At 60.5% G+C, this 8545-nt stretch carries 8 protein-coding genes; 4 read left to right on the top strand and 4 right to left on the bottom strand.

Going from position 1 to position 8545, the window contains the following annotated elements; genetic code table 11:
• Positions 1 to 11: 11 nt before the first annotated feature.
• On the bottom strand, positions 12 to 803 hold the full coding sequence (locus EJA70_RS24850) for a YfaP family protein (RefSeq protein WP_158834257.1): 792 nt from the start codon (positions 801 to 803) through the stop codon (positions 12 to 14).
• Positions 804 to 1368: 565 nt separating this feature from the next.
• On the opposite strand from EJA70_RS24850, the gene EJA70_RS24845 reads away from it, so the two are divergent.
• From EJA70_RS24845 to EJA70_RS24830, 4 genes are all read left to right on the top strand, one after another.
• The gene (locus tag EJA70_RS24845; RefSeq protein ID WP_003228627.1) at positions 1369 to 1611 is read left to right on the top strand and encodes an exodeoxyribonuclease VII small subunit; all 243 of its coding nucleotides are present in this window, start codon (positions 1369 to 1371) and stop codon (positions 1609 to 1611) included.
• Entirely contained in the window at positions 1608 to 2495 is an 888-nt protein-coding gene (gene ispA, locus EJA70_RS24840) for a (2E,6E)-farnesyl diphosphate synthase (protein ID WP_158834255.1), read from the top strand. Before EJA70_RS24845 ends, ispA begins: the two co-directional genes overlap by 4 nt.
• Positions 2496 to 2586: 91 nt before the next feature.
• The gene (gene dxs, locus EJA70_RS24835) at positions 2587 to 4485 is read left to right on the top strand and encodes a 1-deoxy-D-xylulose-5-phosphate synthase (protein WP_158834253.1); all 1899 of its coding nucleotides are present in this window, start codon (positions 2587 to 2589) and stop codon (positions 4483 to 4485) included.
• A gap of 168 nt (positions 4486 to 4653) precedes the next feature.
• Positions 4654 to 6540, top strand: a complete 1887-nt coding sequence (locus EJA70_RS24830; protein ID WP_158834251.1) for a TonB-dependent receptor domain-containing protein — start codon at positions 4654 to 4656, stop codon at positions 6538 to 6540.
• 132 nt (positions 6541 to 6672) lie between these two features.
• On the opposite strand, the gene EJA70_RS24825 is transcribed toward EJA70_RS24830, so the two are convergent.
• Genes EJA70_RS24825 through ribA form a run of 3 tightly spaced genes read right to left on the bottom strand, consistent with a single transcriptional unit; the run spans position 6673 to position 8506 of the window.
• Positions 6673 to 7473, bottom strand: coding sequence for a cobalamin-binding protein (locus EJA70_RS24825; RefSeq protein WP_158834249.1), 801 nt, complete (start codon positions 7471 to 7473; stop codon positions 6673 to 6675).
• Positions 7473 to 7892, bottom strand: a complete 420-nt coding sequence (locus EJA70_RS24820; RefSeq protein WP_158834247.1) for an MFS transporter — start codon at positions 7890 to 7892, stop codon at positions 7473 to 7475. The genes EJA70_RS24825 and EJA70_RS24820 overlap by 1 nt, the downstream gene beginning before the upstream one ends.
• Positions 7889 to 8506, bottom strand: a complete 618-nt coding sequence (gene ribA, locus EJA70_RS24815) for a GTP cyclohydrolase II (protein WP_008081835.1) — start codon at positions 8504 to 8506, stop codon at positions 7889 to 7891. Before ribA ends, EJA70_RS24820 begins: the two co-directional genes overlap by 4 nt.
• Between the last annotated feature and the right edge of the window lie 39 nt (positions 8507 to 8545).

Raw genomic sequence — 8545 nt, 5'->3', positions numbered from 1 at the left:
TGGCGGAATGCTTAATAGTTGAAAGTCTTGACCAGCAGCAGATCACCGATCGCCCGCAGGGGCACGATGAACGTTTCGCGTTTTTCGTCGACGGTGTTTTCGTTGAGCACCAGCGTGATTTGCGAGGTGATCACCTCGTTCTGGTTGCTGGTCTCATCGAAGTTATAGCCGCCGTTGCCGAAGTTGCCCCAATAGTTGACGTAAACCAGATAGGTGCCATGCAGCGGCGCGGTCATGGTGAACATTTCCGGGCCGGGGCCATCGACACCATCCGGGTCGAGCCCGCCGCCATTGCTCAGCGCCGGCTGCGCCCAGAACGCATGCTGACCGTCGGGCGTGACAATGTGCAGATCGAGCTCGGCTTTCGGATCGTCCCATCCCAAGACAAGACGAATTCGCGCCGGCGTGCGCAAATTGTTTGCTTCATAAAATTGCACACGCTTGAGCGACTGGCCTTCGGCGCTGATCACCTCGACGCTGTTGGAACCGGCGCCGAACGCGTACGGCCGAGCGAAACGCCCTTGGTCGTCGGTGTACAGATTCAGTGGATTGCCATTCACCGCGAGGCTGTGCGGCGGGCGCATGTGTCCGATGGCCTTGAGTTGGCCCTGGATCATCGTGCGATTACGCTGGATGCCGCGATCGATCGGCGGCGTCGGATAGGCGACTTGCGGGTTTTCCGTGCGGTCGAGCAAACCGTGATAGCGCCAGCCGCCCACCGGTTCCGACAACTCGGCACTCGGCGCGGCCAGCAGCGCGGGCGCGCAGGCCAACCCGATCAGCAGCAAAAGAAATGAACGCATGTGATGCCTCCTGCCATGCCTGAACGAAACCTTGCACCCGATCCTCGGTACTTCACAGCGGTGAAACTGCGCTTCGTCTGAAAGACCCGTGACTATCGGGTCGTAGAAGGCGCGAAGATTAGCCATTTGGCAGTTTTTTAACAATCGGATACAGGTGCGATAGCTGTAGGAAACGTGCCTTTTGAGGGATGTGAGCCGAATAGAGCGGTTATTCGGCTCACAAAATGAGCCGAATAAGCCTGAATCACCACAAATCCTGTGGCGAGGGGATTTATCCCCGATCGGCTGCGTAGCAGTCGCAATGTGAGCTGACCTGATAGACCTGAAGATACACATATATAGGTTTGGGGCTGCTACGCAGCCCATCGGGGATAAATCCCCTCGCCACAGGGATCTTTGTTCTCACACGAGATCTTTGGTCTCACAGGAGATCCTTGTATTCAGATGGGATTCTTGTTCTGCACCAGGGATCACTCGTTGTCGCTGGCATCGCCCCGCTCATTTGCCCATAAACCCCCTATCTGCTAGTGTCGCGCCGGTTTAACGTCAACCGGAAATCGCCGCCATGGCCCGCAAAAAAGCTGCACTGGATTTCGAACAGTCCCTCGCCGACCTGCAAACATTGGTCGAGCGTCTGGAGAACGGTGAATTGTCGCTGGAAGACTCGCTGACCGCTTTCGAGCAGGGCATCGGTCTGACCCGTGATTGCCAGGCAGCGCTGGCGCAAGCCGAGCAGAAGGTGCAGGTGCTGCTGGAGCGCGATGGCGAACTCGCCGAGGAACCCTTCGACGCGGAACAGCCAGAATGATTGCAGCGTACACGGCGACCAGCCAGGGCCGGGTCAACGCGGCGCTGGAAACCCTGTTCAATGCGCCGCTGCCGGAACTGGCGCGGCTTTATGAAGCCATGCGCTACAGCGTGATGAACGGCGGCAAACGCGTGCGTCCGCTGCTCGCCTATGCGGCGTGCGAAGCGCTCGGCGGCAAGGCTGAGCAAGCCAACGGCGCGGCCTGCGCAGTTGAGCTCATTCACGCCTACTCGCTGGTGCACGACGATTTGCCGGCGATGGACGACGACGATTTGCGTCGTGGTCAGCCGACTACTCACAAAAAATTCGATGAAGCCTGCGCGATTCTTGCCGGTGATGGTTTGCAGAGCCTGGCGTTCAGCGCCCTGCTCGATCCGCGCCTGAGCGATTGCAGCAGCGATATACGCCTGCAAATGGTCACCGCACTGGCGCAGGCTGCGGGCCCGGCAGGCATGGTCGGCGGCCAGGCCATCGACCTGGGTTCGGTCGGCCTCAAGCTCGATCAAAAAGCCCTCGAACAGATGCACCGGCACAAGACCGGCGCGCTGATCGAAGTCAGCGTCAAACTCGGCGCCCTGGCCAGCGGCCGTGCCGAGCAGGACGAACTGCGCGCCTTGCAAACTTATGCACAGGCCATCGGCCTCGCTTTTCAGGTGCAGGACGACATCCTCGACGTCGAAAGCGATACCGCAACCCTCGGCAAACGCCAGGGCGCCGACATTGCCCGGGACAAGCCGACCTACCCGGCCCTGCTCGGTCTCGATGCGGCAAAAGCCTACGCGCTGGAACTGCGCGATCAGGCCCTGCATGCCCTGCGACCGTTTGACGCGGCAGCCGAGCCCTTGCGCGAGCTGGCCCGGTATATCGTCGAGCGCCGCAGCTGACGGCGTATCCGCCAAAAAAGACCAACGCGTGGGCAGGGGGCGATGCATCAGGTAAACTGCCGCATCTTCTATACCTATAACGATTCGCCTGATGCCCACGACGTTTCATGAGATTCCCCGCAAGCGCCCGACCACGCCCCTGCTCGACCGCGCGAATACGCCGGACGGCCTGCGCCGGTTAGGCGAAGCCGAGCTGGAAACCCTGGCCGATGAGTTGCGCCTGGAATTGCTCTACACGGTCGGCCAGACCGGTGGGCATTTCGGTGCAGGCCTGGGCGTGATCGAGCTGACCATCGCGCTGCATTACGTCTTCGACACGCCGGATGACCGGTTGGTGTGGGACGTTGGTCATCAGGCGTATCCGCACAAGATCCTTACCGGTCGCCGTGAGCGCATGGAATCGCTGCGCCAGAAGGACGGTATCGCTGCCTTCCCGCGTCGCGCCGAGAGCGAGTACGACACCTTTGGCGTCGGCCACTCCAGCACCTCGATCAGCGCTGCGCTGGGCATGGCGATTGCCGCCCGCCTGCAAAACAGTGATCGCAAGGCGATTGCCGTGATCGGTGATGGCGCGTTGACCGCCGGCATGGCCTTCGAGGCGCTGAACCACGCGCCGGAAGTGAACGCCAACATGCTGGTGATCCTCAACGACAACGACATGTCGATCTCGCGCAACGTCGGCGGCCTGTCGAATTATCTGGCGAAGATCCTTTCCAGCCGCACTTACGCGAGCATGCGTGAAGGCAGCAAAAAGGTCCTGTCGCGCCTGCCCGGCGCGTGGGAAATCGCCCGTCGCACCGAAGAATACGCCAAAGGCATGCTGGTTCCCGGCACCCTGTTCGAAGAGCTGGGCTGGAACTACATCGGCCCGATTGACGGCCACGACTTGCCGACCCTGATCGCCACGCTGCGCAACATGCGTGACCTCAAAGGCCCGCAGTTTCTGCACATCGTCACCAAAAAGGGTAAAGGCTTCGCCCCGGCGGAAGTCGACCCTATCGGTTACCACGCCATCACCAAACTTGAACCCCTGGACGCTCCAGCCGCTGCGCCGAAGCCTGCCAGCGGGCCGAAATATTCGGCAGTGTTTGGCGAGTGGCTGTGCGACATGGCCGCAGCGGATCCGCGCCTGGTCGGGATCACCCCGGCAATGAAGGAAGGCTCGGACCTGGTGGCGTTCAGCGAACGCTTCCCGCTGCGCTACTTCGACGTGGCGATTGCCGAGCAACACGCGGTGACGTTCGCCGCCGGCATGGCCTGCGAAGGCGCGAAACCGGTGGTGGCGATCTACTCGACGTTCCTGCAGCGTGGTTACGACCAGTTGGTGCATGACGTTGCGGTGCAGAACCTCGACGTGCTGTTCGCCATCGACCGCGCCGGTCTGGTCGGCGAAGACGGCCCGACCCACGCCGGCAGCTTCGACCTGTCGTATCTGCGCTGCATCCCGGGCATGGTCATCATGACCCCGAGCGATGAAAACGAACTGCGTAAAATGCTCACCACCGGTCACCTCTACAACGGCCCGGCGGCGGTGCGTTACCCGCGCGGCAGCGGCCCGAATGCGACCATCGAGAAGGATCTCGAGCCGATCGAAATCGGCAAGGGCATCGTCCGTCGTCAGGGCAGCAAAGTCGCCCTGCTGGTGTTTGGCGTGCAATTGGCAGAAGCGCTGAAAGTCGCCGAGACGCTCGATGCCACGGTGGTCGACATGCGTTTCGTCAAACCGCTGGATGAAGCCTTGGTACGCGAGATTGCCGGCAGCCACGAGTTGCTGGTGACGATTGAAGAGAACGCGATCATGGGCGGTGCCGGTGGCGCGGTCAGCGAGTTTCTCGCCCGCGAGAACATCCTCAAGTCGATGCTGCACCTGGGCTTGCCGGATATCTACGTCGAGCACGCCAAACCTGCGCAGATGCTGGCCGAGTGCGGGCTGGATGAGGCCGGGATCGAAGCGTCGATTCGCGAAAGACTGGCGCTGCTCGACCGCTAAGTCGCTAAACACGCAATCCCTGTGGGAGCGGGCTTGCCCGCGAAGGCGTCAGCACAGTCAACTTTGATGTTGAATGTGCTGGCCTCATCGCGGGCAAGCCCGCTCCCACAGTGTTTTGTGGAAACCCGATATGTGTGTGTGTACACCTGAAATTCCCGATGGATTGCCATGAAACTCTCGCGTCTCGCCCTGCCTTTCTTCCTGCTGCCGTCCGCCAATGCCCTCGCCGACACCTTCGAGCGCGATCAGGCGCTGAAGCTGCCGGATGTGCTGATCTCCGCCAACCGTCAGGTTGAAGCGCGCAATGACAGCAGCGCCGCCAACACCGTGTTCACCCGCGAAGACATCGACCGTCTGCAACCGAGCGACGTGCCGGACTTGCTGCGTCGCGTGCCGGGTGTGCAAGTGGCGCAAACCGGTGGGCGCGGCAGTCTGCCCGGCGTTTATATTCGTGGCACGCAGTCGGCGCAAAGCCTGGTGCTGGTCGACGGCCAGCGCATCGGCAACTCGACGTCCGGCGACAGCAATCTGCAACACCTGAACATCGAACAGATCGAGCGCGTCGAAGTGCTGCGCGGTTCGCGTTCGGTGATTTATGGCAGCGATGCGATTGGCGGGGTGATTCAGATTTTCACCCGACGCGGCACCGAGCAAGGTCTTCAGCCACGCATGCACGTCGGTTTCGGCAGCAACCAGACCTGGGAGCGTAGCCTCGGTTTGTCCGGCGGCGATGAAAAAACCCGATTCAACCTCGGCGCCAGCCTCGATGAAACTGCCGGGATTGATCGCACGCACGAATCGTACCCAAGCGATAGCGATCACGATGCCTACCGCAACAAATCCGTCAGCCTGAGCCTCAGCCATGCGTTGACCGATGACATCGAGATTGGCGCCAATCTGCTCGATAACCGTGGCAAGAGCGAGTTCGACAACCCGTTCGGTAGATATGACGTCGTGACGGGTCAATCCTACCAACAGCAGCCTTACAGCGATTTCAACGTCAGCAGCATCAGCAGCTACTTCGACGCACGGGTCAACGACCTGTGGAAAACCCGCGTCGAGTTCGGCCATACCGAGAACCGCGAGAAGACCCTGGATAAACTCAGTGACGAGCGCACGGTGTTCAACACCTATCGCGACTCGGTGAACTGGCAGAACGACCTGACCTTGAATTCGCGCAACAGCCTGATCCTCGGCGGTGACTGGTACGAGGATCGCGTCAACAGCAGCACCGCATTCGACGCAGACAGCCGCTGGAACCGCGCCGCCTTCATCCAGCATCGTTATCAGGCCGACAGCTTCTCCACCGAGCTGGGTCTGCGTCACGATGACAATCAGCAGTTCGGCAGCCAGAACACCTGGAGCGGCACGTTCACGTTGCCGTTGAACCCGGATAACGACCTGTTGCTCAGCTACAGCGAAGGCTTCCGCGCGCCAACGTTCAACGATTTGTATTACCCGGATTTCAGCAACCCCGATCTGAAACCGGAAACCTCGAAAAGCTATGAGCTGCAATGGCGCAGCCAGTTGAGCGACAGCAGTCGTCTGGAAGCGTCGATTTACCGTACGGATCTGCAAGACGCGATCATCTTCGGCAGCAATTCACGTCCGGAGAACGTCGCTTCAGCGCGAATCAACGGTTTCGAAGCGGCGCTGAAACAGGAACTGTTCGATTGGCAGAGCAATCTTGGCGTGTCGATCATCGACCCCCGCGATCGTGATAGCGGGCATACCTTGGCACGACGTGCGCGGCGGACGTTGAGCTGGGATCTGGATCGCCAGTTTGACCAGATCGGCGTCGGTGCAAGTTGGCAGGCGGTGAGCAGCAGTTATGACGATCTGAAAAACGAAAATCCGTTGGGTGGTTATGCGTTATTCGGATTGCGCAGCAGTTGGGCGTTGAACCGCGAGATCAAGCTGGATCTGAAGGTCGATAACGTTTTCGACAAGGGTTACAGCCGGGCGAATTACAGCTATGACGGCGGCCAATACGGTTATCGCGAGGAAGGTCGTGTGTGGATGTTTGGTGTCACCTGGACACCCGAAATCCGCTAAGACCTCGCATCTGGATATCACCCGATACCCTGTAGGAGCTGCCGCAGGCTGCGATCTTTTGATCTTCGGCAATCCCGACTCAGCCACAAAGCAAAGTCAAAAGATCGCAGCCTTCGGCAGCTCCTACAGGGGTTATCGGTGGGGCTGGATGAGTTGGCAGAGCTTGGCGGTGGCGTCGATCATCTGGCCGCTGGGGCGTTCAAGGCCTTTGTCGGTGATCAGCAGTAATTGCTGCTGTTTTACAGCGGCGACCTGCGGCCAGTTTTTCCAGGCGTTGAGCTGGGACTGGTCGCTGGCCAGAATCACTTCGGGATCACGCTGCAACACTGATTCGATGCTGACTTGCGGCGCAGGCAAGGTCAGATCACTGAACACATTGCGCGCCCCGCACACTTCCAGCGCATCGCTGATAATCTGCCCGCCACCGACGGTATACAGCGGCTTGTCCCACACCTGATAAAACACCCGCAACGACACTTCCCGGTGATAGCGCTGGCGCAGCTCGGCGAGTTTTTGCCGCAGCTCAGCCGCCAGCTTCAGCCCACGCTCAGGTCGACCCAATTGCGCGGCAATGGCTTCAATCTGCGCAGAAAGCTGATCAAGGGAATGCGGTTCGGCGACGAAAGTCGGAATGCCCAGGCGCTTCAACTGATCACGCTGCGCCGGGCCGACGCTGCCGGGCCAGAGCAACAACAAATCAGGTTTGAGGCTCAGCAACTGTTCCATGTCGAGCTGGCCATAACGACCGACCGATGCAACGTTGGCAATTTCAGCCGGGCGTTCACCGGCATCCAGCACACCGACCAGCAGGTCTGCGCAATCCAGTTCAACAACGATTTCAGAAAGCGACGGCGCCAGGCTGACCACCCGCAGGCTTGCCAGCACCGGGTCGCTGACGGCCAGCAGCAGAACCGCCAGCCAGAGACGGCGCATCAGCCGAGTTGACGCGGGATACGGTAGAGGTAAAACAGCACGGCGGTGGACAGCGCCAGCAGCATCAATGGCACCGCTTCGAGACCGACGAATACCGCCAGTGCGCCGATCCAGGCCGGCAAGGCTGCCGCGAGAAACGCCGAGCGACGGTTCGCCGCAAGGGCAATCCATGCGCTGGGCTCTTCAGGAGTATCGAGGGCTTTTTGCGTGGCGATCAGGGCGTGCTTGTAACGGCCGAAAAATTTCAGGCTGACAAACATCGACGCCACGCCGGCAATAAACAGCGGCATCGCCAGTACCGGCAAAATCCCCTCGCCCTGCCCGAACAGCGCATTGAGGACGAACAGCGGCACCAGCGCCAGCGCCAGGTATTTCCACCAGGCGACTGACAATCGGCGTCGCACCTGACCGCGGGTCACGCGCGATCAACCTCGCCCTGATGCTCGTTGCCCATCATGTGGTCGAGCTTGCTGGCCTTGGTCGCCAGGTACAGTTTGTTGTGCGGGTTGTGGCCGGTGTGCAGCGGCACGCGCTCGGCGACGGTGATGCCCATGTCGGTTAAGGCTTTGACCTTGCGCGGGTTATTGGTCATCAGGCGCAGGGATTTCACGCCCAGATGTTCAAGCATCGGCAGGCACATGGCGTAATCGCGCTGGTCGGCGGCGAAACCCAGACGCTCGTTGGCTTCAACGGTGTCGGCACCGCCGTCCTGCAATTCGTAGGCGCGGATCTTGTTCAACAAGCCAATGCCACGACCTTCCTGACGCAGGTAGAGCAACACACCACGGCCTTCGCGGGCGATGGCTTTGAGTGCGCCTTCGAGTTGCGAGCCGCAGTCGCAACGCTGGCTGAACAAGGCGTCGCCGGTCAGGCATTCGGAGTGCAAACGGCCGAGAACCGGGGCACCGTCGGCAAACTCACCCAGGCTCAGCACGACGTGCTCGCGGCCGGTGGCTTCATCGAGAAAACCGTGCATGGTGAATTGCGCAAAAGGCGTTGGCAGCTTGGAAGCGGCGACAAAGACGACAGGCACCGGTGTGCTCCTGATCTAAAGAGTCTGAAAATTCGCAGG

The organism is Pseudomonas sp. PB103, assembly GCF_009764635.1.
GTDB lineage: Bacteria > Pseudomonadota > Gammaproteobacteria > Pseudomonadales > Pseudomonadaceae > Aquipseudomonas.
This window is presented reverse-complemented; position numbering and strand designations above follow the sequence as displayed.

Bases quoted from the DNA above. Each gene is read 5' to 3' on its own strand.
- EJA70_RS24845 (WP_003228627.1), top strand. From the start codon at position 1,369: ATGGCCCGCAAAAAAGCTGCACTGGATTTCGAACAGTCCCTCGCCGAC.
- EJA70_RS24825 (WP_158834249.1), bottom strand. From the start codon at position 7,473: ATGCGCCGTCTCTGGCTGGCGGTTCTGCTGCTGGCCGTCAGCGACCCG.
- dxs (WP_158834253.1), top strand. From the start codon at position 2,587: ATGCCCACGACGTTTCATGAGATTCCCCGCAAGCGCCCGACCACGCCC.
- EJA70_RS24850 (WP_158834257.1), bottom strand. From the start codon at position 803: ATGCGTTCATTTCTTTTGCTGCTGATCGGGTTGGCCTGCGCGCCCGCG.
- EJA70_RS24830 (WP_158834251.1), top strand. From the start codon at position 4,654: ATGAAACTCTCGCGTCTCGCCCTGCCTTTCTTCCTGCTGCCGTCCGCC.
- ispA (WP_158834255.1), top strand. From the start codon at position 1,608: ATGATTGCAGCGTACACGGCGACCAGCCAGGGCCGGGTCAACGCGGCG.